The sequence below is a fragment of the Rhodococcus sp. WB1 genome (genome assembly GCF_001700945.1).
GTDB lineage: Bacteria > Actinomycetota > Actinomycetes > Mycobacteriales > Mycobacteriaceae > Rhodococcus > Rhodococcus aetherivorans.
The window spans coordinates 974,563-999,627 of the sequence record NZ_CP015529.1 but is presented as its reverse complement, the minus strand read 5'-3'; the positions used below and the strand labels follow the sequence as shown (position 1 = coordinate 999,627).

21 protein-coding genes and 1 riboswitch are annotated in these 25,065 nt (G+C 71.3%); of the genes, 6 read left to right on the top strand and 15 right to left on the bottom strand.

Features of this window, described 5'->3' with window-relative positions; genetic code table 11:
- Positions 1-262 precede the first annotated feature (262 nt).
- Positions 263-1,033, top strand: a complete 771-nt coding sequence (locus tag A4U64_RS04465; protein ID WP_006945513.1) for a sulfite exporter TauE/SafE family protein — start codon at positions 263-265, stop codon at positions 1,031-1,033.
- 65 nt (positions 1,034-1,098) lie between these two features.
- On the top strand, positions 1,099-1,857 hold the full coding sequence (locus tag A4U64_RS04460; RefSeq protein ID WP_044476465.1) for an HAD-IIA family hydrolase: 759 nt from the start codon (positions 1,099-1,101) through the stop codon (positions 1,855-1,857).
- Between the two features lie 200 nt (positions 1,858-2,057).
- On the opposite strand, the gene A4U64_RS04455 is transcribed toward A4U64_RS04460, so the two are convergent.
- The 10 genes from A4U64_RS04455 to A4U64_RS04410 form a co-directional block, all read right to left on the bottom strand.
- The gene (locus A4U64_RS04455) at positions 2,058-2,747 is read right to left on the bottom strand and encodes an MspA family porin (protein ID WP_065922257.1); all 690 of its coding nucleotides are present in this window, start codon (positions 2,745-2,747) and stop codon (positions 2,058-2,060) included.
- A 63-nt stretch (positions 2,748-2,810) separates the two neighbouring features.
- Positions 2,811-3,539, bottom strand: a complete 729-nt coding sequence (locus A4U64_RS04450; protein ID WP_065922256.1) for an MspA family porin — start codon at positions 3,537-3,539, stop codon at positions 2,811-2,813.
- Positions 3,540-3,892: 353 nt separating this feature from the next.
- Entirely contained in the window at positions 3,893-5,239 is a 1,347-nt protein-coding gene (gene cobU, locus A4U64_RS04445) for a bifunctional adenosylcobinamide kinase/adenosylcobinamide-phosphate guanylyltransferase (RefSeq protein ID WP_043802331.1), read from the bottom strand.
- The gene (locus A4U64_RS04440) at positions 5,239-6,045 is read right to left on the bottom strand and encodes an ABC transporter ATP-binding protein (RefSeq protein WP_043802333.1); all 807 of its coding nucleotides are present in this window, start codon (positions 6,043-6,045) and stop codon (positions 5,239-5,241) included. The genes cobU and A4U64_RS04440 overlap by 1 nt, the downstream gene beginning before the upstream one ends.
- Positions 6,042-7,070, bottom strand: coding sequence for a FecCD family ABC transporter permease (locus tag A4U64_RS04435; protein ID WP_006945506.1), 1,029 nt, complete (start codon positions 7,068-7,070; stop codon positions 6,042-6,044). The genes A4U64_RS04440 and A4U64_RS04435 overlap by 4 nt, the downstream gene beginning before the upstream one ends.
- Positions 7,067-8,041 (bottom strand): ABC transporter substrate-binding protein, encoded by a 975-nt coding sequence (locus A4U64_RS04430; protein WP_037201082.1) that lies wholly within the window; start codon positions 8,039-8,041, stop codon positions 7,067-7,069. The genes A4U64_RS04435 and A4U64_RS04430 overlap by 4 nt, the downstream gene beginning before the upstream one ends.
- Before the next feature lie 80 nt (positions 8,042-8,121).
- A riboswitch (cobalamin riboswitch) is annotated at positions 8,122-8,264 on the bottom strand.
- An 88-nt stretch (positions 8,265-8,352) separates the two neighbouring features.
- A complete protein-coding gene (locus tag A4U64_RS04425) occupies positions 8,353-9,303 on the bottom strand; it encodes a DUF808 domain-containing protein (protein WP_029545373.1) in 951 nt (316 codons plus the stop codon).
- A 216-nt stretch (positions 9,304-9,519) separates the two neighbouring features.
- Positions 9,520-10,743 (bottom strand): O-succinylhomoserine sulfhydrylase, encoded by a 1,224-nt coding sequence (locus A4U64_RS04420; protein ID WP_006945502.1) that lies wholly within the window; start codon positions 10,741-10,743, stop codon positions 9,520-9,522.
- Entirely contained in the window at positions 10,740-11,150 is a 411-nt protein-coding gene (locus tag A4U64_RS04415; protein ID WP_006945501.1) for a rhodanese-like domain-containing protein, read from the bottom strand. Before A4U64_RS04415 ends, A4U64_RS04420 begins: the two co-directional genes overlap by 4 nt.
- Positions 11,151-11,212: 62 nt before the next feature.
- Complete coding sequence (locus tag A4U64_RS04410) at positions 11,213-11,641, bottom strand: Rv0361 family membrane protein (RefSeq protein WP_043802335.1); 429 nt, start codon at positions 11,639-11,641, stop codon at positions 11,213-11,215.
- A gap of 293 nt (positions 11,642-11,934) precedes the next feature.
- Here A4U64_RS04410 and A4U64_RS04405 point away from each other — a divergent pair, with 293 nt between their 5' ends.
- The gene (locus A4U64_RS04405) at positions 11,935-13,320 is read left to right on the top strand and encodes an FAD-dependent oxidoreductase (RefSeq protein ID WP_065922255.1); all 1,386 of its coding nucleotides are present in this window, start codon (positions 11,935-11,937) and stop codon (positions 13,318-13,320) included.
- 98 nt (positions 13,321-13,418) lie between these two features.
- Here A4U64_RS04405 and A4U64_RS04400 read toward each other — a convergent pair whose 3' ends face one another.
- Together A4U64_RS04400 and purT are read right to left on the bottom strand one after the other, a co-directional pair.
- Positions 13,419-13,901, bottom strand: a complete 483-nt coding sequence (locus A4U64_RS04400; RefSeq protein WP_043802339.1) for a DUF456 domain-containing protein — start codon at positions 13,899-13,901, stop codon at positions 13,419-13,421.
- Positions 13,898-15,103, bottom strand: coding sequence for a formate-dependent phosphoribosylglycinamide formyltransferase (gene purT, locus A4U64_RS04395; protein WP_043802341.1), 1,206 nt, complete (start codon positions 15,101-15,103; stop codon positions 13,898-13,900). Before purT ends, A4U64_RS04400 begins: the two co-directional genes overlap by 4 nt.
- A 43-nt stretch (positions 15,104-15,146) precedes the next feature.
- On the opposite strand from purT, the gene A4U64_RS04390 reads away from it, so the two are divergent.
- Positions 15,147-17,786, top strand: coding sequence for a vitamin B12-dependent ribonucleotide reductase (locus A4U64_RS04390; RefSeq protein WP_043802343.1), 2,640 nt, complete (start codon positions 15,147-15,149; stop codon positions 17,784-17,786).
- Between the two features lie 88 nt (positions 17,787-17,874).
- On the opposite strand, the gene A4U64_RS04385 is transcribed toward A4U64_RS04390, so the two are convergent.
- Positions 17,875-18,255 (bottom strand): VOC family protein, encoded by a 381-nt coding sequence (locus A4U64_RS04385; protein WP_029545379.1) that lies wholly within the window; start codon positions 18,253-18,255, stop codon positions 17,875-17,877.
- Between the two features lie 86 nt (positions 18,256-18,341).
- On the opposite strand from A4U64_RS04385, the gene A4U64_RS04380 reads away from it, so the two are divergent.
- Entirely contained in the window at positions 18,342-18,722 is a 381-nt protein-coding gene (locus A4U64_RS04380; protein ID WP_006945477.1) for a nuclear transport factor 2 family protein, read from the top strand.
- 92 nt (positions 18,723-18,814) lie between these two features.
- Positions 18,815-19,912: a CaiB/BaiF CoA transferase family protein gene (locus A4U64_RS04375; protein WP_043802346.1), complete on the top strand. Its 1,098-nt coding sequence runs from the start codon at positions 18,815-18,817 to the stop codon at positions 19,910-19,912.
- Positions 19,913-19,982: 70 nt separating this feature from the next.
- On the opposite strand, the gene A4U64_RS04370 is transcribed toward A4U64_RS04375, so the two are convergent.
- Both A4U64_RS04370 and yczR read right to left on the bottom strand, forming a co-directional pair.
- Complete coding sequence (locus A4U64_RS04370; protein WP_065922254.1) at positions 19,983-23,462, bottom strand: serine/threonine-protein kinase; 3,480 nt, start codon at positions 23,460-23,462, stop codon at positions 19,983-19,985.
- A gap of 124 nt (positions 23,463-23,586) precedes the next feature.
- Positions 23,587-25,050: a MocR-like transcription factor YczR gene (gene yczR / locus A4U64_RS04365; protein WP_006945460.1), complete on the bottom strand. Its 1,464-nt coding sequence runs from the start codon at positions 25,048-25,050 to the stop codon at positions 23,587-23,589.
- Positions 25,051-25,065 lie beyond the last annotated feature (15 nt).

Genomic DNA, 25,065 nt, shown 5'->3' with positions numbered 1-25,065 from the left:
GATTCGAGCGCGCGTCGCCGGAACGGGACCGTTCGGCCCCCGAACCGGCGGGAGGGGTGGGCGGCTCCCGCGGACGGGGAGTGTCCGGAATTGGGACGGTGCACCGGCGGGCCACGACGGCGGGACACCGGCACCCGCGGCGGCCGGTGCCGTCCGCCGGCGATCCACGCGAAAGCCTTGTCGAGACAGCGTATTCGGTGGCACCCGACGCTCTGGGGTGGCGACGACAGGCCACGGCGGCGCCTACCGTAAGGTCGGCTCGGTGACACCGCTCGAACTGTTCCTCGTCGCCCTGGCCGGGCTGGGCGCCGGCGCGATCAACGCGCTGGTCGGCTCCGGGACCCTCATCACCTTCCCGACCCTCGTCGCCTTCGGTCTGCCGCCGGTGACCGCCACGATGTCCAACGCGGTCGGGCTCGTCGCGGGTGGGGTGTCGAGCACGTGGGGGTACCGGCGGGAGCTGCGCGGACAGTGGCCCCGGCTACGGTGGCAGATCCCCGCGTCGGTCTCCGGCGCGGTCCTCGGATCGTGGCTGCTGCTGAACCTGCCCGAGTCGGCCTTCGAGACGATCGTGCCCGTCCTGCTCGTGCTGGCGCTGCTCCTCGTCGTGTTCCAGCCGAAGCTGCAGCAGTGGGTGCTGCGCCGCTCCGGCGGCCCGGAGGAGCAGATCGGCCCCGCCCGGATGACGGCGCTGATCGTCGGCACCTTCGCAGTGGGCGTGTACGGCGGCTACTTCACGGCCGCGCAGGGCATCCTGCTGATGGGCCTGTTCGGCGCGCTGCTGCACGATCACATCCAGCGGCAGAACGCCGCGAAGAATCTGCTCTCGCTGCTGGTGAACGTCGTGGCCGCCACCGCCTACACGCTGGTCGCGTTCGACCGGATCGACTGGACGGTGGCGGCGCTGATCGCCGTGGGCTCGCTGATCGGCGGCGCCCTCGGCTCCCGGTACGGCCGCCGGCTCTCGCCCACGGCGCTGCGTGCCGTCATCGTCGTGGTCGGGTTGATCGGCTTGTACCGGCTGCTGGCCTGAGCGGTCGGTGACACACTCGAACGGTGAGCGACGAACCCACACCCGCGCCGGTCTGGAACTACCTGATGGACATGGACGGCGTCCTGGTCCACGAGGAACACCTGATTCCCGGCGCCGACGCGTTCCTGACCGAGCTGCGCGAGAACGGCACGCCGTTCATGGTGCTCACCAACAACTCGATCCGCACTCCGCGGGATCTGCGGGCCCGGCTGCTGCGCACCGGGCTCGACGTCCCGGAGAAGTCGATCTGGACGTCGGCGCTGGCGACGGCGACGTTCCTGGCGAATCAGCGCCCCGGTGGCAGCGCATACGTGGTGGGCGAGTCGGGGCTGACCACGGCCCTGCACGACATCGGCTACGTCCTCACCGACAGCGATCCGGACTACGTCGTCCTGGGGGAAACCCGCACGTACTCGTTCGAGGCGATCACCACGGCGATCCGGCTCGTCGAGCGGGGTGCCCGGTTCATCGCGACCAATCCGGATCCGACCGGACCGTCGCGGGAGGGCTCGCTCCCCGCCACCGGGGCCGTCGCGGCCCTGATCACCCGCGCGACGGGCCGCGAACCGTACTTCGTGGGCAAGCCCAATGCCCTGATGATGCGGTCCGCCCTGCGCGCGATCGGCGCGCACTCGGAGCACACTCTCATGATCGGCGACCGCATGGACACCGATATCGTCTGCGGCCTCGAGGCGGGCCTGCAGACACTGCTGGTCCTCACCGGCATCTCCACCCGCGAGTCCGTGGAGATGTTCCCCTACCGGCCTACCCGCGTCATCGAATCGATCGCGGAACTGGTGGGGCGCACCGCGAATCCGTTCTGAGCGGCATCGAGCGGGCGGTTTCGACGCCGAAGGGGAGGTTGTCGCGCATGCCACTCGGGCGATGCCGCAACAACCTCCCCGTCACCGTTCATCCATGACGCCACTGCCCGGCCCCCACCGGACCGGGCAGCGACGACGCCCCGCCGACGAGAGGATGAGGTTCTCGTCGGCGGGGCTGCTCACCTCTGAAGGCGCCTCGCTCAGCCGATGCTGAAGGGCTGGCCCCAGAGGGTGACCTGCTGGGTCGCGGTCGGGGTGTCGACCGTGACCTTGACGTAGCTGCGGGCCTGCGCGAAGCCGGCGCAACCGGTGACGCCGAGAGTCGAGTCACCCCAGGTGACGGTGCCGCTCGCACCCTTGAAGGTGTTGAAGTTGCGGTGCACCTCGGCGCCGAAGGGATCGACCTGGGTCAGGTCGAGAACCTTGTAGTCGTAGGCCTGGTTCGGCTTGAGGGTGATACCGGCGTTGCCCGTGACCGAGCCACTGGCAGACTCTCCCGAGGTGCCCATGCCGGCGCCCAGACCGGCCCCCGCACCGAGGTTGGCCGTCATGCCGAGCTGGCAGCCGACGATGTAGCCGGGCTGGATCCGTCCGCCGATCGCGGCACCCGGCCCGCTGAGGTCGACCTTGGCCGTGCCGGAAACCCACACGTTGCGGTGCAGCGGGGTGGCGCCCATCGAGGGCGAGATGGTGGCGGTCTCACCGGTCCGGGTGACGGTGACGACGGTGCCGTCGGGCAGCGTCTCGCTGATCGAGCCGTCCTCCAGCGGAACGAAGGTGTCGGCATTGGCAGCACCGACGGAGGCGAATCCGATTGCGACGGCGACGGTTGCACCGACACCGGCGGTCTTGAGCGCGCGGCGCAGGCCGGTCTTGAAGCTGGTCTTCATGGTCTCTCTCTCGAGGTTCTACGCTCGTGCGAGCGAGGGTAAGGAGGGGTGGCCTGGAGATGCTCAGCCGATGCTGAACGGCTGGCCGTACAGGGTGGTCTTGGAGTAGTTGTTTCCGGTGACCTCGAGGACCGTGTACGAACGAGCCTGGGCGTAGCCGCCGCAGCCCTGAGCGTCGATCTGGGCATCCTGGTACTGGATGGTGTACGTGCCGTCCTTCTTGATGTCCCTGCCCTGGACCGGCACGAAGCGGACCTGACCAGCGGTCATGGGTGCCGTGATGCCTGCCGAACCGCCGACCGACGCATTGCCGGTCTCCTTGGCAAGATCGCCGGACATGCCTACGTTGAGACCCAGCGTGCCCGACATCTGGCTGATGTCCACCTGGCAGCCGACGATGTAGCCGGTGGTCAGGCGCGGAACGCCGTTGGTCGAGGTGCCCTGAGTGCCGTTCTGGTTGACCGAACCGTCGGGGTTCTCGGCGATACCACCGTTGGAGGGACCGGCCTCCGCAGTGGCGGGAACACCCTTGACGTCGGCGGTGATCGTGCCGGACACCCACGCCACGCGACCAGCGCCGTTAGCAGCGAGCGACGGCGAGATCAGCGCAGTTTCGGCGAAACGCTTGATGACGTTCCCATTGGGGGCGACGATTTCGCCGTCGGGCAGCGGCACGAAGGTGTCGGCGTTCGCCGCACCCGCGGACAGGAAGCCCAGGGCGATCGCAGCAGCAGCTGCGACACCACCGATGCGTGCGCCGCGGCGGAGGCCGGACGTGTGCTTGATGCTCAATTCATTCCCCTACTCAGGTGTGCGGTTACCCGGGCGCCCCCGGGCACGGCTGATCACGGCCGCGGGCGGCCGCCGCGGTCGATTCGGATGTGCCTTCTGGTCAGGTCGGGCGAGATACCGGTCGGTTTCTCGCACAGGCGGATTCAGGTGTCGTTGGCGTGCTGCCCCGAAGGGCACTGTGGACCGACACCCCCGCTCGGACCCCAGTTCGTTTCGGAACGATAACACGCCCGATGCGAAGGGTCACTAAACAGTTACGGCTGTGTTCCAGATCACATCTGCACACAATCGTGTGCGATCGGAGGTTTATGTGTGACCGGGAATCCGACTTGCACAGAACGAAGTTCGATGCTCTAGCGCAACCGCATCGGAATACCCGCCACGACCAAGGTCACCGCCTCCGACTCGGCGGCCACGCGCGCGTTGAGCCGCCCGAGCAGGTCGCGGAACAGCCGGCCCGACGCCGTCGGCGGCACCACGCCGCTGCCGACCTCGTTGCTGACCGCCACCACCGGCGCGGCACACGAACGCCACGCCTCGAGCAACTCCTCGACGTCCGCCTCGACCGCGGTGACGTCGCCGCCCGACCACACGTCGTGACGGTCCAGGCGGGCGGTGAGCCAGGTCCCGAGGCAGTCGATCAGCAACGGCTCGCGCGACCCGCGCAGTACGGATGCCACGTCGTCGGTCTCCACCGTCGTCCACGACCGCGGCCGACGGGCGCGGTGCAGCGCCACCCGCTCGGCCCACTCCGTGTCGCCGTCGCGCGTGCCGCCGGTCGCCACGTACGTCACCGCCGGGAACGATTCGAGCAACTCCTCGGCGTGCCGCGACTTGCCGGAGCGGACACCGCCGAGTACCAGGGTGCGCTGCGTCGCAGCGGCTTTGCCGGTCGTTTGTCCCACCGTCGTCACCTCACCGTCGTCGCCCGGTCGCGCCCCGCAGGCCGCCAGGCGGATCCGCAACTGCGCGACCGGCGGGTTGTGGTGCCCCAGATGCACGGCCACCACATCGGTCCGCTCGGTCACCGCCCCGCACGCGCGCAGCGCCCCCACCGTCTCGCCGAACGCGGGCAGCGTGTGGTGCGCGTCCCCCAGATCGATGCGGTCACCGAACGTCTCCTCCAGGAAGACCGCGTCGTACCCCGCGCCGGCGACCCGCTCGAACCAGTCCGCGGGCAGCGGGCCGGTGTCGCACGCCCACAGCAACCGGTCGCCGCCCGGGCCCTGCACGTCGTAGAGCACCGAGTCTCCCTCTCTCAGGACCCGGTGGGCGGCGGGCAGGACCCGCACCCGATACTCGCCCACCGTCAGCACGTCCCCGGCCGCGACGGGCACGAACCGCACCGCGTCGGTGGGACCCACCCAGTCCCGGCACTGGTCCAGCGTGTCGGGGGGTCCGATCACCTCGATCTCGAAATCCACTGTCGCCCAAGCACGGAACAGCAGCGCCTGCGGGCCGAGATGGTCGGGATGCGAATGGGTGAGCAGGATGTGCCGCACCCCGGCGAGGGTGCGGCCGTGGCGCAGGGCCGCGCGCGGCGCCTCGGGCCCGCAGTCGAGCATGAGGACGTCGTCCACCAGCGCCGCCGTCTGCCCGCGTATCTCGCCGCGGGCGGCCGCGTCCGAGCACGATGCGCACGTGCAGAACGGGTTCGGCCAGCCGTCGGCCGCACCCGTGCCCAGCAGCAGGACCTCCATCACGAACCCTCCGATTCGGTTCGGCCGGAACAGCTCCCGCGAACCGGAACGATGGCCGGTCCGGAACCGGGTCGGTCCAGCACCTCGACGCGCGCGCCGTACACGTCGGCGATCCGCCGGGCCGTCAGCACCTGCCGGGGCGTGCCGTCGGCGACGACGCGGCCGTCGGCGAGCAGCACCAGCCGTCCGCCGTACAGCGCCGCCGAGGTCAGGTCGTGCATGGCCGCGAGGACGGTGAGCCCGTTCTCCGCGCGCATCGACTCCACCAGGTCCAGCACGTGCTGCTGGTGGCCGATGTCGAGGGCGCTGGTGGGCTCGTCCAGCAGCAGCACCTTCGGCTCCTGCGCGAGTGCGCGCCCGAGCACCACCCGTTGCAGCTCACCGCCGGACAGCTCGGTCGCCGGCCGCGCAGCCAGCCCGCGCAGGTCGAGGCGGTCGAGCACCGACTCGACCACCTCGCGGTCGTGCGCCGACTCGGTCGCGAACCGCGGCATGTGCGGGGTACGGCCGAGCCGGATCAGGTCGGCGACGGTCATGCCTTCGGGCACCACCGGCCGCTGCGGCATGAGCGCCACCGTCCGGGCCATCGCCCGGCGTCCGGCGTGGGCGGGGTCCAGGCCGCCGACGCGGATCCGGCCGGTCGCGGGCACCAGGCCCGCGAGCGCGTGCAGCAGCGTGGTCTTCCCACCGCCGTTGGGCCCGACGAGCGCGACCCACTCCCCCTGTCCGACAAGCAGGTCCACCCCGTGCAGGACGGTCTTGCCGCCGCGGGCGACGCTCAGGCCGCGGCAGTCGACGGCGTTCACGACACCCCCCGATGCCGGCGCAGCACGACGAGGAAGAACGGGGCGCCGACGGCCGCGGTCACCACGCCGATGGGCAGTTCGGCCGGGGACATCACGGTCCGGGCCAGCACGTCCGCCAGGACGAGGAAGGCGGCCCCGATCATCAGCGACAGCGGCAGCAGCAGCCGGTGCCCCGGGCCGACGATCAGCCGGATCGCGTGCGGCACCACGATTCCGACGAAGCCGATGAGCCCGCTGGCGCCGACCACGGCGGCGGTGCCGAGGGTGGCCACGCACACCAGGACCAGCCGGACCCGGGCCGGGCTCACGCCGAGGCTCGCGGCCTCCACGTCGCCGACCGCCATCACGTCGAGCATCCGGCGGTGCAGCAGGATGACCGCGGCGGACACCACGACGTACGGCAGCACGACGACCACGTCGGACCAGCCGTCGGTGCTGAGGCGGCCGAGCAGCCACGTGTACACCTGCCGCAGGGTGTCGTCGTAGAGCTGCTGGACGAACGTCTGCGCCGCATTGGCGAACGCCGCGACCGCGACGCCGGCCAGGATGATGACGACCTCCGAACGCATCCCGCCGACGCTGCGCCCGAGCGCGTACGTGGCGGCGACGGCCACCAGGCCGCCGGCGAACGCGGCGACCGGCACCCCGGCGGCGCCGAGCGCCCCGCCGAGCGCGATCGCGAGGGTGGCGCCCAGGCCCGCCCCGCTCGACACGCCGAGCAGGTAGGGGTCGGCCAGCGGGTTGCGGAACACCCCCTGGTAGGTGGCACCCGCGATGGCGAGCATCGCGCCGACCAGCGCGCCGAGCGCCACCCGCGGCATCCGGATGTTCCACAGGATGGCCTGCTGCCGCGTCGTCAGTCCGGAGTCGACGTCGACGAACGGCAGGGCGTCGATCAGCTCGAGGAACACGCCGCGCACGGTGAGCCCGGCGGGGCCGACGAGCACCCCGACGTGCAGCGCGACCACCAGGACGAGGGCTGCCGCGCCGAGCACCAGGGCCGGGTGGCGCGCGGCGCGGGTCACCGGGTGGGCTGCGCGGCGGGTTCGGACGCGGGCGCGGCGGCCACGATCGTCCCGAGGTGCCGCACGAGGTCCACGACCCGGGGTCCCCAGCGGCTGGCGACGTCCTCGTCGAGCACGTGGACCTGGCCGGACCGGACGGCCGTCAGCTCGCCCCAGCCGGCGCGGGCGGCCACGGTGTCCGGGGTGACACCGCAGCACTGCCCGTCGGCGAGGAAGATCAGGTCGGGGTCGGCGTCGAGGACGTACTCGGCGGACAGCTGCGGGTAGGCGTCGGCTCCGGCGGCGTCGCCGATCGAACGCAGGCCGAGCATCGAGTAGATGCCGCCGATGAAGGTGCCGCCAGTGACGCTGTAGTAGGTGTCGTCGAGCTCGTGGTAGTAGGTCAGCGGGGCCGGGCGCGGGGGCAGCCCGGCGACGACCTCGTCGATGTCGCTGCGCATCGAGGCGACGAGTTCGGCCGCGTCGCCGACGTGCCCGGTGGCGGCGCCGAGCTGCTCCATCTGCGTGTACGCCTCGTCGAGGGTGGTGGCGGCGGGCAGCAGCAGTGTGGGGACGCCGGCCGCCTCGAGGCCGGAGACGAGGTCGCCGACGTCGTCCATGGCGACCACGAGGTCCGGTTCGTAGCCGAGCACGGCCTCGACGTTCGGCGAGTATCCGGACAGGGCGGTGACGGGCGCCTCCGCGGGGAAATCGGACTGGTCGTCGACCGCGACGACCTGGTCGCCGGCGCCGACGGCGTAGAGCATCTCGGTGGCGGTGGGGCTGAGGGAGACGATCGATCCGGGGACCGCGTCGAGGGTGATCGCGCCGTCGCCGGAGCCCACGGTGACCGGGAAGGTGCCGTCGCCGGACGGCGCGGAGGCCGGCTCGGATCCGCCGCTCGAGCCGCACGAGGCGGCGAGCAGGGCGAGCGCGGCGAGTCCGGTAGCGAACAGCCGGCGGGCGGGCGCAGTGGGGGCAGGCACAGCCATCCTCCGTGAGGCGGAGGACGAAAACAGCACGGCTGCAACGGATCACCGTTGCGGCACGACACCGTCCTTCGTCCGAGGACCAGTACGTGACCGCCGCGCCGGCCGACCTGACTCGTCCGGCAGCGCGCTGCCGGCCTCACAGTTGCGGGACAGTGCCGGATTACACCGGACTTCACCGATACGCTGCGGCACCCCGCCGGCAAGCGGGGTCACCGCAGCGTATCGCAGGACGCCGGGTCCGGGGACGGCGGCCCGACGCCGTCTTCGACCGGTTCCCCACCCCGGTGCCCCATCGGAGGACGTCGACATCGTCAGTGCGCCGCGCCGCGCTTCTTCCGTTTCGGAATCAGGTGCGCGATCAGGACGATGATCGCGCCCACGACGAGCCCGACGAGTGCGGACGCCACGGTCCCGGCAGTCCAGGACAGCACACCGCCGAAGCCGCCGTGCACGAGATCGCCGAACCAGTGTTCGAGATCGTGGAGGCGATCGGCCGGCCAATGGAATCCTGCCTCGCCGACGTTGACGAGCAGGATGTGGCCACCGACCCACAGCATCGCGGCGATCCCGACCACGGTGAGCACCGTCATCACCTTCGGCATCGCGGCCACGAGCCCCCGCCCGAATCGTCGACTGAACGACGATCGGCGTCGGGCGAGCGACAGGCCCACGTCGTCCATCTTCACGATCAGCGCGACCGCGCCGTACACCAGGGCGGTGATGAGGATCGCGACGACGACGAGCACCAGCAGCCGGGTGAGGAACGGTTCGTCCTCGACCGACGCCAGGGAGATCACCATGATCTCGGCCGACAGGATGAGGTCGGTGCGGATCGCGCCGCTGACCATCGACTTCTCGAACTCCGGCCCGCTCTGCCCCGCAGTCGCGTCCTCGTCGTGGTGACCACCGGTGAGTGCTTCGTAGACCTTCTCGGCCCCCTCGTAGCACAGGTACAGACCACCGGCGATCAACAGGTAGGGCAGCGCCTGGGGCAGGAACTGGCTCAGGAGCATCGCCACCGGCAGGATGATCAGGAGCTTGTTGCGGATCGACCCGGTCGCGATCTTGCGGATGATCGGCAGTTCTCGATCGGGGGTGAACCCGTGCACATAGCGCGGGGTGACGGCGGTGTCGTCGACGACGACACCGGCCGCCTTGACCCCGGCCTTGCCGGCCGCGGCGCCGATATCGTCGATGGACGCCGCGGCCGCCTTTGTCAGTGCCGCGACGTCGTCCAACAGGGCGACGAGACCACCAGCCACGGGAACCTCCCACAGTTCGGCTGTGCAGAGCCGATCGAACGACACGCAGTTGCGGGTCGACTTGTACGTTACCGAAGCACACCCGACCGCCGAGCCGGCTCTCCTTCGGTGTCCGGTACGGCCGGTGTCATCGACTCGGCAGGCCCAGGGGGCGGATCAGAGTCCGCGATGCCGGTACGGCCTCGACGTGGCTGTCGCCCCCGACGTGGCAGCGAGCTACTTCAGCGCCTGCTCGAAGTCCTCGAGCAGGTCCTCCGGATCCTCGAGCCCCACCGACAACCGGACCACACCGTCGGACAGGCCGATTGCCGCCCGGCCCTCCGGACCCATCGCCCGGTGCGTCGTCGTCGCGGGGTGGGTGATCAGCGACTTGGCGTCGCCGAGGTTGTTGGAGATGTCGACGATGCGCAGCCCGTCGAGCAGTTCGAACGCGCGCTTCTTGCCCTCGCCCTCCGGGGCGTCCAGCTCGAAGGTCACGACCGTGCCGCCGCCGCTCATCTGGGACCGCGCCAGGTCGTACTGCGGGTGCGACTCGAGGAACGGGTACTTGACCCACTTGATCGCGGCGTGGTCCTGGAGGAAGCGGGCGATCCGCCCGGCCGACTCCACCGAGTGCCGGATCCGCAGCGGCAGTGTCTCGAGGCCCTTGAGCAGGGTGTGGGCGTTGAACGGGCTCAGCGCCGGGCCGGTGTGCCGGATGAGCTGCTGCACCGGGCCGTCGATGTAGTCCTGCGGGCCGAGGATCGCCCCGCCGAGCACGCGGCCCTGGCCGTCGATGTGCTTGGTGCCCGAGTACACGACGATGTCGGCGCCGAGATCCAGGCTGCGCTGCAGCAGCGGCGTGGCGAAGACGTTGTCGAGCACCACCTTGGCACCGGCGGCGTGGGCCATCTCGGAGACCCGGCGCACGTCGACGAGGGTCTGCATCGGGTTCGACGGCGTCTCGAAGAAGACCGCGGTCGTGGGCACGGACAGCGCCTGTTCCCACTGGTCGAGGTCCTCGCCGTCGACGAACACCGTCTCCACGCCCCAGCGGGGCAGGATCTCGTTGCACACCACGAAGCAGGAGCCGAACAGGCTCCGGGCCGCGACCAGGCGATCACCCTTGCCGAGCAGCGCGGCGAGGGAGGTGAACACCGCCGACATGCCGGAGGCGGTGGCGTAGCAGCCCTCGGCGCCCTCGAGCAGCCGCAGCCGCTCCTCGAACATCTTCACGGTCGGGTTGCCGTACCGGGAGTAGACGAAGTGGTCCACGTCGCCCGTGAACGCCTGCTCCGCGGCCTCGGCCGATTCGTAGACGAAACCGGAATTGAGGTAGATCGCCTCGGAGGTCTCCTCGAATCCGGACCGCATGGTGCCGCCGCGCACGCCGAGCGTGGCGGGACGCACCGATGCCGGCAGCGGCCGCTCGAAGGCGCCGCCCCTGGGAATTGCGCTCACGACTGCCTCCACGGCAGGCCCGCGGCCCGCCAGCCCTCGGCTCCGCGATGCCTCTCGGCATCGAGGCCGCCTTCGAATCCTTCGACGATGTTGTACGACGGGGCCAGGCCCGCCGCGGTGGCCGCTTCCGCGGCCGCGATGGACCGCTGTCCCGAGCGACACAGGAACACGACCGGCCCGCCGGTCACGCCGGCGTCCTTCAGCTGCTCGACGAACCCCGCGTTGCGGGCACCGTCCGGGTAGCGCACCCACTCGACGAAAACGGTGCGGCGCCCGATGGGGGAGGTCTCGGGGACCCCCACGTATTTCCATTCGGCGTCGGTACGCACATCGACGAGCACGGCGTCCGGGTTCTCGCGCAGCAGCTCCCACGCTTGCTGCGGCGTTATATCACCTGCGTAGCTCACCGCACCAGCTTTTCACAGTTCGCGGCGAGCCGACCAGGCGGGCGGGTGGCGCCGGTCCCCGATCAGAAGGTGCAGACCCGCCAGACGTCGTCGATCCGGACGAACTGCCACGTGGCGGTCTGCTCGTTCCCGTCGAACCGGGCGCGCACGTCGGCGGTTCCCCGGTCGCCGTCCGTCTCGACGTTCTCGACGCCCTCGAGCTGCACCTCGCCGTCCACGCCGGCCAGCGGGGCCCGGTCGGCAGGGAGCCCGTCGCAGCGCAAGCGGTCCTGCGCGGGGGCGTCGCCGGCGTTGTGCGCGCGGACGTAGTCGTCGACCGTTCGCACGACGAGCTCGGTCCCGGAGGTGCTGCTGTCCGACGGCGACACCAGCTGGGCGACGAACACCCCGACGACGAGCACCACGATGATCGCGAGCGCCGCGAGGAACGGCGTCGCGCTGCTGCGGTCCGTTTCGTCCGGGTCGGGTTCGGGTGCGCGTTCGGCTGCCATGGGGCGATCCTAGGCCGCGCGGGCACGGCCCCCCGCGGGCGCATTTGCCCCAATAAACCCTCTCGAGGTAGGAATTGCCCATGGCCTCTACGCACCTCGTTCGACGTCTCGCCGTCGACCTGTGTCGAGTGAGCGCCCACATGTGTTGTCGCTGAAGCGATTTCTCGTCACGCCCGGTTCGTCGCGCAGTTTCTGCCGCTCCCGCGTGCCCATGGCAGCCACCCCTGCCGGCTCCCTTCCTCAATTAAGCTGAACCACGTCCGTCCGCACACCGAAGAGGTAGTTGACCCCTGATGACCGATCAGACTCGTCCCCTTCGCGTCGCGATCGTCGGTGCCGGCCCCGCCGGTATCTACGCCGCCGATGCGCTCATGAAGTCCGACACCGAGGTCAGCATCGACCTGTTCGAGCGGATGCCCGCCCCGTTCGGTCTCATCCGTTACGGCGTGGCCCCGGACCATCCGCGCATCAAGGGCATCATCACCGCGCTGCACAAGGTGCTCGACAAGCCCCAGGTCCGGCTGCTCGGCAACCTCGACTACGGCACCGACATCACCCTTGAGGACCTGCGCCGCTTCTACGACGCGGTGATCTTCTCCACCGGCGCCAACGCCGACCGCGCCCTGAACATCCCCGGCATCGAACTCGACGGCAGCTACGGCGCCGCCGACTTCGTCTCCTGGTACGACGGCCACCCGGACGTGCCCCGCGACTGGCCGCTCGAGGCCGAGAAGGTCGCCGTGCTCGGCGTCGGCAACGTCGCCCTCGACATCGCCCGGGTGCTGGCCAAGACCGGCGACGAGCTGCTGCCGACGGAGATCCCCGCCAACGTCTACGAGGGCCTGAAGAACAACAAGGCCGTCGAGGTGCACGTGTTCGGCCGCCGCGGTCCCGCCCAGGCCAAGTTCACCCCGCTCGAGCTGCGTGAGCTCGACCACTCGCCCACCATCGAGGTCATCGTCGACCCCGAGGACATCGACTACGACGAGGGCTCGGAGGCGGCGCGCCGCAATTCCAAGCAGGTCGACATGGTGGCCAACACCCTGCAGGACTGGGCCATCCGCGACGTCGGCGACCGCCCGCACAAGCTGTTCCTGCACTTCTTCGAGTCCCCCGCCGAGCTCCTCGGCGAGGACGGCAAGGTCGTGGGCCTGCGCACCGAGCGCACCGAGCTCGACGGCACCGGCAACGTCCGCGGCACCGGCAAGTTCCGTGACTGGGAGGTCCAGGCCGTGTACCGGGCCGTGGGCTACCTGTCGCAGAACATCGCCAAGCTGCCGTTCGACGAGCAGGCCGGCACCGTGCCCAACGAGGCCGGACGCGTCGTCGCGGACGACGCCGCCGAGGGCACCGCCCGCTACCTGCAGGCGACCTACGTCACCGGCTGGATCAAGCGCGGCCCCGTCGGCCTGATCGGCCACACCAAGGGCGATGCGAACGAGACCGTCGCGAACCTGCTCGCCGACCGGGCGCAGGGGCTGCTCAATACCCCCGAGGACCCGTCCGAGGACGCGATCGTCGCCTTCCTCGAGGACAAGCAGCTGCCCTACACCACCTGGCAGGGCTGGTACCGCCTCGACGCGCACGAGCGCAGCCTCGGCGAGGCCGAGGGCCGCGAGCGCGTCAAGGTCGTCGAGCGCGAGGACATGTTCCGCGCCTCGGAGCCGCACAAGGCCTGACGCCACCCGCTCCCCCGCCGTGGCCGAATGTCACATCGCGTCGTTTGGATCGACACGATGTGACATTCGGCCACAGCCGTATCCGGAGGCTGCGACGTTCAGGTGAGCAGCACCGCGCCGAGCCACACACCGGCGGCGACGAGACCGCCGAACAGCTCGACGAGGATCGACAGCGCCACCGCCTTCGTCGCGTACACGGTCGAGAGCCAGGCGTCGCGGTGGGTGCGGTGCCGCTGCACCTCGGACAGGTACGTGCCGAGCAGAAAACCGAGCAGCAGACCGATCACCGGGACGACGAAGAAGCCGACGATGCCGAGCAGACCGCCGGCGACGATCGAGCGGGTCGGCACCCCGGCGCGGCGCATCCGTCCTCCCGGCCACGTGTACTTCACGATGCCGGTGACCAGCAGGGCCGTCGTCGCGACGGCGAAGACCGTCCACCCGACGGTGCCGCCGGTGAGGACGGCCCACACCGCGATCGCCCCGAAGATCAGCAGGGTGCCCGGCAGGATCGGCACGACGATGCCGACGAGGCCGACGAGGATCGCGAGCCCGACGAGGACCTCCGCGCCGGCGGTCACGGCGCCACCGGCCGCACGCGCGACGCCGCCTCGACCGCGCGGGCCCGCGCGGTCTCGATGTCCGGGCCGGTGGACACCGCCACACCCATGCGACGACGGACGAACGACTCGGGCTTGCCGAACAGCCGCAGGTCGGTTTCGGGCACCGACAGCGCGTCGGCGACGCCCTCGAACGCGATGCCGGCGGCGTCGATGCCGCCGTAGATCACCGCCGACGCCCCGGGCGCGAGGAGCGCGGTGTCGACCGGCAGGCCCAGGATCGCGCGGGCGTGCAGCTCGAATTCGGAGAAGCGCTGCGAGCGCAGGGTCACCAGGCCGGTGTCGTGCGGGCGGGGGCTCACCTCGGAGAAGAACACGTCGTCGCCCGCGACGAACAGTTCGACGCCGAAGACGCCGCGGCCGCCGAGCGCGCCGGTCACCGTCGCCGCGATCTCCCGGGACCGGGCCAGGGCCCGCTCGCTCATCGGCTGGGGCTGCCAGGACTCGACGTAGTCGCCGGCGCGCTGCAGGTGCCCGATCGGTTCGCAGAAGAACGTCTCGACCTCCCCGGACGGCCCGACGGCGCGGACGGTGAGCTGGGTGATCTCGTACTCGAAGTCGACGAAGCCCTCGACGATGACCCGGCCGAGGTCGACGCGCCCGCCGGCGAGCGCATAGTCCCAGGCGGCGGCGATCTCGTCGGGGGTGCGGACCGTGGACTGGCCCTTGCCGGACGAGGACATCACCGGCTTGATCACGCACGGAAAGCCGACCTCGGCCGCGGCGGCGCGGACCTCGTCGAGGGATTCGGCGAAGCGGTACGGGGAGGTGGGCAACCCGAGCTCCTCGGCGGCGAGGCGGCGGATGCCCTCCCGGTTCATGGTCAGCCGGGTGGCGCGCGCGGTCGGGATCACCTCGGCGAGACCGCGTTCCTCGACGATCGCGAGCGCGTCGGTGGCGATCGCCTCGATCTCGGGCACGACCAGGTGGGGTCGTTCGGCCTCGACGAGCGCGAGCAGGGCCTGCGGGTCGCTCATGTCGACGGTGTGCGCGCGGTGCGCCACCTGGTGCCCCGGCGCGTTCGGGTACCGGTCCACCGCGATCACCTCGACACCGAGCCGTTGCAGCGCGACGACCACCTCCTTGCCGAGCTCACCTGCGCCGAGCAGCATGACGCGCAGGGCGCCGGGAGTGAGCGGGGTGCCGATTCGGGGTGAGACCATGAGGGGACTATATGTGCCCCGCAGGTCGCACCTGGAGGACGCGATGGACGTCGCAGAACCGAACCTCGAGTCGGACACCGGACGGTTCTTCACCACGGCCGGCGTCGACCCGGCCGACGAGGTGGACTGGCAGCGGCGCGACGCCCGCATCGTCCACCACGGCACCGGCGCGGTCGTGTTCGAGCAGCGCGACGTCGAGTTTCCCGCCGCCTGGTCGCAGATCGCCACCGACATCGTCACGCAGAAGTACTTCCGCGGCACCCTCGGCACCGAGGCGCGGGAACGCTCGCTGCGCGACGTCGTCGCCCGCATCGTGGACACCGTCACCGCGTGGGGTGCGGCCGACGGTCATCTCGACGACCCGGAGGCGTTCGCCGCCGAGCTGACGTACCTGATCCTCACGCAGCGGGCGTCGTTCAACAGCCCCGTGTGGTTCAACATCGGGGTGCCCGGCACCCCGCAGCAGGCCAGCGCGTGCTTCATCCTGTCGGTCGAGGACAGCATCGACTCGATCCTCGAGTGGTACCGCCAGGAGGCGGTGATCTTCAAGGGCGGGTCCGGGGCGGGCGTGAACCTGTCGCGCATCCGGTCGTCGGCCGAACCGCTGGCGGGCGGGGGTACCGCGTCGGGTCCGGTGAGTTTCATGCGCGGCGCGGACGCGTCGGCGGGCACCATCAAGTCCGGCGGCAAGACGCGCCGGGCCGCGAAGATGGTGATCCTCGACGTCGACCATCCCGATATCGAGGAGTTCGTCGACTGCAAGGCGATCGAGGAACGCAAGGCGCGGGTGCTGGCCGCGGCCGGCTTCGACATGGGACTCGACGGTCGCGACATCCATTCGGTGCAGTACCAGAACGCCAACAACTCGGTGCGGGTGACCGACGAGTTCATGCAGGCCGTCGCCGACGGCGCCGAGTGGCCGCTGCGCGCGGTGACCACCGGGGCGACGGTGTGCACGGTGCCGGCCCGCGAACTGCTGCACCGCATCGCGGCCGCAGCGTGGGAGTGCGCCGATCCGGGCCTGCAGTTCGACACCACCATCAACCGCTGGCACACCGCGGCCGCGACGGGCCGGATCAACGGCTCGAATCCGTGCTCGGAGTACATGCATCTGGACGACTCGGCGTGCAACCTGGCGAGCCTGAACCTGCTGACGTTCCTGCGCGACGACGGCACGTTCGACATCGCCGGGTTCCGGCACGCCGTCGCGGTCGTGCTCACCGGCCAGGAGATCCTCGTCGGCCGCGCCGACTATCCCACCGACCGCATCGCGCGGACCTCGCGCCGGTTCCGGCAACTCGGCCTCGGCTACGCCAATCTCGGGGCGTTGCTGATGGCCCTGGGGCTGCCGTACGACAGCGACGCCGGACGGGCGTACGCCGCGGCGCTCACCGCGCTCATGACCGGGCACGCGTACGCGGTGTCGGCACGGCTCGCGCGCCGGCTCGGGCCGTTCGACGGATTCGCCGAGAACCGGGAGCACACCCTCGCGGTGCTGGCCCGTCATCGCGGTGCCGTCGACGACATCGACGAACAGGTCGCGCCCGCCGACGTTCTCGCCGCGGCGCGGGAGGACTGGGACACCGCGTGCGCCCTCGCCGCCGAACACGGGGTACGCAACAGCCAGGTGACGGTCCTCGCGCCGACCGGCACGATCGGCCTGGCCATGGATTGCGACACCACCGGCATCGAACCCGATCTGGCCCTGGTGAAGACGAAGAAGCTGGTGGGCGGCGGGACGCTGTCCATCGTCAATCGCACGGTGCCCCGGGCATTGTCGCGGCTCGGTTATCCCCCGGACAAGGTGGCCGAGCTGATCACCCACATCGACACGCACCGCACCGTCGTCGGCGCGCCGCAGTTGCGGCCCGAGCATCTGCCGGTGTTCGCGACGTCGATGGGAGACAACGTGATCGAGCCGCGCGGCCACGTCCTGATGATGGCCGCGGTGCAGCCGTTCCTGTCCGGCGCGATCTCGAAGACGGTCAACCTGCCGGAGTCGGCGACGGCGGCCGACATCGAGGAACTGTTTCTCGACGCGTGGCGGCTCGGGCTCAAGGCGATCGCGGTGTACCGCGACAACTGCAAACTGGGCCAACCGTTGTCGGCCACGGCGGCCCCGGCCGCGACGGCCCCGGCGCCGCGGCGGGAACGGCTGCCCCGGCTGCGCCGGTCGCGCACCTTCGAGTTCCGCGTCGCGGACTGCAAGGGCTTCGTCACCGTCGGCCAGTACGACGACGGCCGTCCGGGCGAGATGTTCCTGCGGGTGGCCAAGCAGGGCTCGACCCTGGCCGGAATCATGGACGCGTTCTCGATGGCGGTCAGTTACGGCCTGCAGTACGGGGTTCCGTTGCGCACGTTCGTCAACGCGTTCACCAGCACGCGGTTCGAGCCGGCGGGCATCACCGACGATCCGGACCTCCGGATCGCGACGTCGATCCTGGACTACATCTTCCGGCGCCTGGCAGTGGAGTACCTCGACGCGGACGAGCGGGCCGAACTCGGCATCCGCACCGGTGCCGAGCGCAGCGCGCCCGTCTTCGACGACGCGGTGGCCGACACCCGGCAGGGTCGTGCGCGCCGAAGCGACGCGCCGTACTGCATGCAGTGCGGGGTGCAGATGCAGCGCTCGGGTTCCTGCCACGCCTGTCCGTCGTGCGGCAGCACCAGCGGGTGCAGCTGACGCGGTCGCGGTTGCGCCGAGGGGAACGTTGTCGCGGCATCACGCGAGTGGCGTCGACGAGAACCGCCCCCTCGCGGCCACGTCGACCCTAGCCGGTGGCCTCCATCAGCGACAGCACGTTTCCGTGGGGGTCGCGGAACCACGCGACCCGCATGCCCTCGGGCGACGTCCACGCGTCGTGTTCGTCCTGGGCCATGCCGTTGTACCGGACGAATTCGACGCCCTTGGCGCGCAGCGCTTCGACGGTCTCGTTCAGGTTCGGTACCCGCCACCCCAGGGCGGTGTAACCGGTATCGGCGCGGGACTGCACCAGCGTCACCCGCACGGGCGAGCCGCCGCCCGCGTCCAGAATCAGCGTGAAGTGATCCCGGGACAGCTTCTCGAAGCCGAGGGTGTCGACGTAGAACATCTCCGAGATGTCGAGATCGGTACTGGGCAGGAAGCTCACGAGCTGACCGCGGATCGTCATGGGAACCACTGTGCGCCTCACCCCGCGGCCAGGCAAGGTTGCGGCAACCCGTGCGTGGCGGGTCCGGGGTACTAGCATCTGCTCGTATGAGCACCTCCGAGATCGCGACCGTCCTGGCCTGGCACGACGCTGTCAATTCCAACGACATCGAGACCCTGCTGGCGTTGTCGAGCGACGACATCGTGCTCCCCACCGGGGACGACGACGAGGATCAGGGCCTCGACGAGCTGCGGGAGTGGGCGACGACGGCGGGCGTGACGTTCCGGCCCGGCCGGATGTTCGTGCACGAGGGGATCGTCGTGGTCGAGGAGACCGCCACGTGGGCGGCCGATCCGGAGCACCCGCGCAGTGAGGCGATCGCATTCCGGGTGGTGGGCGACCATGTCGTCTCGGTGTACCGGCACGACACCCTCGAGGAGGCGTTCGAGGCCACCCGGCTGAACGAGGGGGATCTCTACGAGGGATAGGCGACGTGCCGTGACCCCCGGCACATTCTAGCGATCGCTAAGGTAGCCTCCTCGTGGAATGGTCCCAACGCACCCCGAGTGAGGTTCGACGAGTGTCCGCTGAAGCTGTTGAGAAGAAGGGTCCGCTCGCGGGTATCCGCGTCGTCGAGTTCGCGGGACTCGGCCCCGGCCCGCACGCCGCCACCCTGCTCGCCGATCTCGGCGCCGACGTCGTGTGCGTGCAGCGGCCGGGCCTGATCCCGCCCGCCGGTCACCGCGACCAGATCCAGCGCGGCCGCCGCGTCGTCGAGGCCAACCTGAAGGATCCCGAGCAGGTCGAGAAGGTCCTCGGGCTGATCGAGCGCGCCGACGTCCTCATCGAGGGCTTCCGCCCGGGCGTGACCGAGCGCATGGGGCTCGGCCCGGACGTCGCGCTGGCCCGCAACCCGCGCCTGGTCTACGGGCGGATGACCGGCTGGGGCCAGGAGGGCCCGCTCGCCCACGCCGCCGGCCACGACATCAACTACATCTCCCTGACGGGCGTGCTGCACGCCATCGGGCGCAAGGGTGAGCGGCCGGTGCCGCCGCTGAACATGGTCGGCGACTTCGGCGGCGGCTCGATGTTCCTGATCTTCGGCATCCTCTCCGCCCTCGTCGAGCGTCAGAGTTCCGGCAAGGGGCAGGTCGTCGACGCCGCGATGGTCGACGGCGCGCTGGCGCTCTCGCACATGATGTGGGCGTTCCGCGGCCGCGGCGTGTGGTCGGACGAGCGCGGTGTGAACCTCCTCGACACCGGCGCGCCGTTCTACGACGTGTACGAGACCGCCGACGGCAGGTACATGGCCGTCGGTTCCATCGAGCCGCAGTTCTACGCGCTGCTGCTGCAGGGCCTCGAGCTCGATCCGGCCGATCTGCCGCAGCAGCTCGACACCTCGGCGTGGCCGCAGATGAAGAAGCTGTTCACCGAGAAGTTCCTGTCCAAGACCCGCGACGAATGGGCCGCGATCTTCGACGGCACAGACGCGTGCGTCTCCCCCGTGCTCACGTTCGGCGAGGCCCCGGCCAACCCGCACATCGCGGCCCGCGGCTCGCTGATCGAGCTCGACGGCGTCACCCAGCACGCCCCCGCGCCCCGGTTCTCCCGTACCCCGGCGGGCCCGCCGGCCCCGCCGGCCGGCGAGGCCACCGACGTCGACTCCGTCTGGCGCTAGGCAGCGGAGCTGCCGGTGTGTCCTTTGGGCTGCCCTGGCGACCCGAAGGACACACCGGCGCCGCAGGCGCCTACAGGAGGTGCACGGCGCCCGTATCGACCGCGTCCAGCAGGAACGCCGGGGACACGTCCGGGCGACCGGCGCGGCCCCTGCCCGCGGTGAGCTCGTCCGCGAGCCGGCGCGCGACGTCGAGCACGAGCGGGCCGCCGTCGGGCAGGAACCGGAGCAGACCTGCCTGTTCGCACCGCGCGGCGACGGAGGCCAGCAGGGTCGCCGCTTCCTCGTCGTGCCCGGCCGCGGCCAGGCAGGCCACCTCGAGCCGCTCCGCGCGCAGCAGCCTGCGCGCCCGGCGGCTGCCGCGCAGCAGTTGCACCCACTCGCCGGCCCACCGGCACGCCAGCTCGGTGTTCTCCGGCGTGGGATCGGCGAGCAGCCCCCGGATGGCCGTGGCCTCCTCGAGCTGCGCGGTCCACGCCGCCGTGCCGTGGTCGGGGCGCGGCCGCGTCCCGTAGGCGACCGGCTGCTGCCGCGGCGCCGACGGCAGCGGCCCGAGACCGAGCCGGACGCGTTCGTTCTCGACGGCCGCCGCGAGCCGCTCCAGGTTCATGGCGGCGGCCGCACGGGCGCCGTCCGCCAGTCGCGACACCACCGCCTCGCAGTCGCCGCGCACGGCCTTGAGCCGGGCACCGACGACGTACCGCGAGATCTTGAAATCCACGACCCCGCCCTCCGAGCCGAGGGCGAAGCCGTCGTCGAGCAGCCGCTCGGCCTCGTCGAGCTCGCCCCGCTCGTAGAGCAGCTCACCGAGGATCGACCCGGCCAGCACCGCGGCCGACGAGTGCCGGCCGCTGCCGCGCCGCGCCGCGCGCAGTCCCGCGCGGAAATGCTCCTCGGCCCCGGCGACGTCGAGCTGTTCGACCGCGGCCAGCCCCAGCAGGGCGCGGGCGTGCATGGTGTTGTAGGGGCCCTCGTTGAGTTCGTGGTACGGCTGCGCCACCTGCTGCAGCCGAACCACCTCGTCGTAGTCGGCCCGGTAGACCGCGGCGAACGTGGCGACGTTGAGCCCGGACGAGATCACCAGCGGCGGCAGGGTGGCGGCGCGGGCCAGGCAGTGCTCGACGAGATCGTCGGCGCGTTCCAGGCGGTCGCAGCGCAGGGCGACGATGCTGCGCACGACCTCCACCTCGACGGCGATGTCGGCCGCCTCCTCGGCGTTCACACCGTCGGCCGCGACCGCCGCCTCGACCACGTCCAGCGCGTGCAGCGCCGGCGCCGAGCGGTGCAGCAGGATGTTCCCCCAGGCGATCGACAGCTGCAGGCGGATCCGGCCCGCCACGGCGCGGCGCGGCAGCTTGGCGACGAGCCCGAGCAGCGTGGTGGCGTGCCCGTGCTCGATCATCCGGCGCCCGTTCTTCTCGACGAGGTCGACGGCGCGGTCCTCGTCGCCCGCGGCGAGGGCGTGGTCGACCGCCTCGCCGACCATCGCATGGCCCTCGTACCACTCGGACGCGGTCCGGTGCAGGGCCGGGACGCGCTCCGGGTGCTCGCGTTCGAGCCGCTGCCGGAGGAACTCGGCGAACAACGGCTGATATCCGAACCAGCGGCCGTCCTCGTCGATCCGGTGCAGGAACAGGTCCCGGTCCTCGAGGTCCTCGAGCAGGGCCTGACCACGTTCGTGCCCGGTGAGCGCGGTGGCGAGGCTGCCGCAGATGCGTTCGGTCACCGCGGTGGTGAGCAGGAACTCGACGTCGTCCGGGGGCAGCGACTCGAGCACGTTCTCGGCGAGGAAGTCGCCGATCGCCCGGTGCCGGCCGGACAGGTGGGAGATCAGTTCCCCGGGGTCCTCGCGTCCGCGCAGCGACACCGCCGCGAGCTGCAACGCGGCCGCCCACCCGTCGGTGGCGGCGGTCAGGTCGGCGACCTCGTCGTCGTCGAGGTCCAGCCCGGCGAGGTCGACGAGGAAGGTCCGCGCCTCGGACTCGTCGAATCGCAATGCCTCGTAGTCTATTTCGACGAGTTCGTCGCGCACCCGCATCCGGCTCGTCGGCAGTCCCGCGCGGGTCCGGCCGACCACCACGAGCTGCATGTGGTGGCAGCCGTTGTCGAGCAGGAAGGCCATCGCGGCGATCGTCGCGGGGTCGTCGACCCGATGCCAGTCGTCGATGATGACGACGAGTCGTTCACCGGCCCTGTGGATCTCGTCGATGAGTGAGGTGAGCACGTAACGTTCGGCCTCGTCGCCGTGTTCGTCGAGCACCTGGCCGAGCTCGCGGGCCAGCGAGGGCCGCACCTGCCGGATCGACTCGACGAGGTGGGCCAGGAACCACACCACGTTGTTGTCGTCGTGGTCGACGTTGAGCCACGCGACGGGCACGTTCCTCTCGGTGAGCACGTAGCGCCACTGCAGGGCCAGCATGGTCTTGCCGAATCCCGGCGGGGAGTGGATGACGGTCAGTTTCCGGCGCTGCTCCGTGTCGAGGACGGCGAGCAGGCGCCGTCGCGGCACGAGCCGGCGTGTGGTCGACGGCGGACGGAACCGGGTCGCCGGCACCGGCGGGGTGGTGGCGCGCACGCCGGACCGGTAGGTGCTCCGCCGCTCCGACACGGACGGCGACGGAGGGTGACCGGGCTCCGAGCCCGGCTCGAGTTCCCCGGCTACCGGCAGCTCGTCCACCGGCAGACCCTCGTCGGCCTGCACCTCGCGCAGCAGCTCCCCGAACTCGGCGGCGGTCGCGGGCCGGGCCTGCGGGTCCACCGACATGGAACGCTCGATCGCCGAGGACAATCCGTCCGGGACGCCCTGCTCGCGCAGGTCCGGAACGGGCTGGGTGGTCACCCGCACGAACTGCGCCACGACCCGCTCGCCGCTGCGCCGTTCGAATGCCGCGTGCCCGGTCAGCGCGCAGAACAGCGTGGCGCCGAGGCTGTAGACGTCCGATGCGGGGGTGGGCACGCGGCCGCTGAGCACCTCCGGGGCCGTGAACGCCGGCGACCCGGTCACCTCACCCGCCACCGTCTCGAAGCCCCCGCTGATGCGGGCGATCCCGAAGTCCGTGAGCTGCGGCTCGCCGAACTCGGTGAGCAGGATGTTGGCCGGCTTGACGTCGCGGTGCAGGATGCCGACGCGGTGGCCGGTCTCGAGGGCGCCGGCCAGCTTGATGCCGATCCGCACCACCTCGGCCCACGGGATGGGCCCGGAGCGGCGCAGTTGCGCGTCGAGCGAGTCGCGCGGGTGGTACTGCATCACGAGGTACGGGCGCCCGGATTCGGTGGTGCCGACCTGCAGGACGTTGACGATGTTGGGATGCCCGGACAGCCGTCCCATGGCGCGCTGCTCACGCAGGAAACGCTCGAGGTTGTCTGTGTCCATGTGGGAGGTGAGGACCTTCACCGCGACCGGGCGATCGAGTGCGGTCTCGTAGCAGCGGTAGACGACACCGAATCCGCCGCGCCCGATCTCCCGCGCGTCGTCGAACCCGGCGGCGGCGAGTTCGGCAGCGAGGTCGAACCCGATGTCGCGCTGCGTCGCGTACGGATCCTTTTCGGCCACAGTCGTTCTCGCATCCGTCCGAAGTGGCGGCTCGCGGACGGCCACAACGGCGTGACCGCCCGTGCGTACCCCTCGAGCATAACGCCGCGGACCGGTTCCCGGGCCCCGTCCGGCCACCTCCGAATCAGACCACGAGGTGTGGTTCCGCGAGGTCCCGGCCGCGGGCGAGCGCGTCGTACGCCGACGCCACGGACGCCACCGCCCGGCGCACCTCGTCGACCTCCCGCGCGTACGGCAGCCGGAGGAAGCGCTCGAACGCGCCTTCCACGCCGAACCGCGGTCCGGCGGCGAGGACCACACCGTGATTCGGGGCGGTCGCCGCGAGGGCCGTCGACACCGGCGTGGGCATCCGCACCCACAGCGACATCCCGCCCGGCCCCACCGTGTACTTCCAGTCGGGCAGGTGCTCGCCGAGCGCGCCGAGCATCGCCGCCCGGCGGCGGCGCAGCTGTCCGCGCCGCCGCTCGAGCAGGTCTTCGACGTCGCCGAGCAGGTGCGCCGCGGCGAGCTGCTCCATCACCGGCGTGCCGAGGTCGACGGCGGAGCGTGCCCCCACGAGCCGCGTGATCAGGGACCGGTCGGCACGGATCCAGCCCACCCGGAGCCCGCCCCACAGGGACTTCCCGGTGGATCCCACCGTCACGACGGACCGGTCCGCGCCGTACGAGGCGACCGCGGGGGGTGGTGGGGTGTCCAGCCACAGGTCCACCATCGTCTCGTCCACGACGAGCGTCATGCGGGTCTCCTGGGCGATCCGGACGAGTTCGGCCCGGCCCTGTGCGCCCATGCACAGCCCGGTGGGGCTGTGGAAGTCCGGGATCAGGAACGCCATTCGCGCCGCCGTCTGCCGCGCGGCGCTGCGCAGGCCCTCGAGGTCCCAGCCGGCGTCGGCGCCGCCCTCGGGCCGCACCGGCACCACGACCGGCCGCGCCCCGTGCCGCCGGATCGCCTCGAGCGCATTGGGATACGTGGGATGGTCGACGATCACGCGGTCGCCGGCGTCGGTGAGCACGCCGAGCAGCAGGCGCAGCGCGTGCTGCGCGCCGGAGGTGACCATGATCTGGTCGGCGTCCGTGGGCAGCCCCCGCTCCCGGTAGCGCCGCGCGATGACCTCGCGCAGCGGGGCCACGCCGATCGGCTCCATGCCGTGCGAGTCGAGGTAGGCCGGCACCGAGCGCAACGCGGCCGCGTAGGCGGACTCGATCTCGGCGGCGGGCGCGGGCATGGACGCGTAGCTCAGATCCACGGTCTCGGGCGCCCGGGCGGGACCGGGACCCCCCGCCCGCGCCGGGGCGGCGGTCCGGCCCGACGGCAGCGCGACGGTGCTGCGCGCGCCCTGCCGGCTGCGCAGGTAGCCGGCCTCGCGCAGCGCCGTGTACGCGGAGGTGATGGTGGTGCGGCTCAGGGCCAGCGCGGCGGCGAGCTCGCGTTCGCTGGGCAGCGCCACGCCCAGGGGGACGCGGCCGTCGTGCACCAGCAGGCGGATTCCGTCCGCGAGGGCCCGGTACGCGGGCCGCCGATCGGCGGTGTCCTGCCAGTTGCCGAGGTCGCGGGCCAGGGAGCCGGCGCCGATCGCACGCGTGATCACCGGTCCAGTATCGCA

Coding starts and splice junctions, on each gene's coding strand:
- A4U64_RS04410 (WP_043802335.1), bottom strand. CDS start 11,641: ATGGCAGCCGAACGCGCACCCGAACCCGACCCGGACGAAACGGACCGC.
- cobU (WP_043802331.1), bottom strand. CDS start 5,239: ATGGAGGTCCTGCTGCTGGGCACGGGTGCGGCCGACGGCTGGCCGAAC.
- A4U64_RS04385 (WP_029545379.1), bottom strand. CDS start 18,255: ATGACGATCCGCGGTCAGCTCGTGAGCTTCCTGCCCAGTACCGATCTC.
- purT (WP_043802341.1), bottom strand. CDS start 15,103: ATGGTCTCACCCCGAATCGGCACCCCGCTCACTCCCGGCGCCCTGCGC.
- A4U64_RS04430 (WP_037201082.1), bottom strand. CDS start 8,041: ATGGCTGTGCCTGCCCCCACTGCGCCCGCCCGCCGGCTGTTCGCTACC.
- A4U64_RS04455 (WP_065922257.1), bottom strand. CDS start 2,747: ATGAAGACCAGCTTCAAGACCGGCCTGCGCCGCGCGCTCAAGACCGCC.
- A4U64_RS04380 (WP_006945477.1), top strand. CDS start 18,342: ATGAGCACCTCCGAGATCGCGACCGTCCTGGCCTGGCACGACGCTGTC.
- A4U64_RS04460 (WP_044476465.1), top strand. CDS start 1,099: ATGGACATGGACGGCGTCCTGGTCCACGAGGAACACCTGATTCCCGGC.
- A4U64_RS04405 (WP_065922255.1), top strand. CDS start 11,935: ATGACCGATCAGACTCGTCCCCTTCGCGTCGCGATCGTCGGTGCCGGC.
- A4U64_RS04390 (WP_043802343.1), top strand. CDS start 15,147: ATGGACGTCGCAGAACCGAACCTCGAGTCGGACACCGGACGGTTCTTC.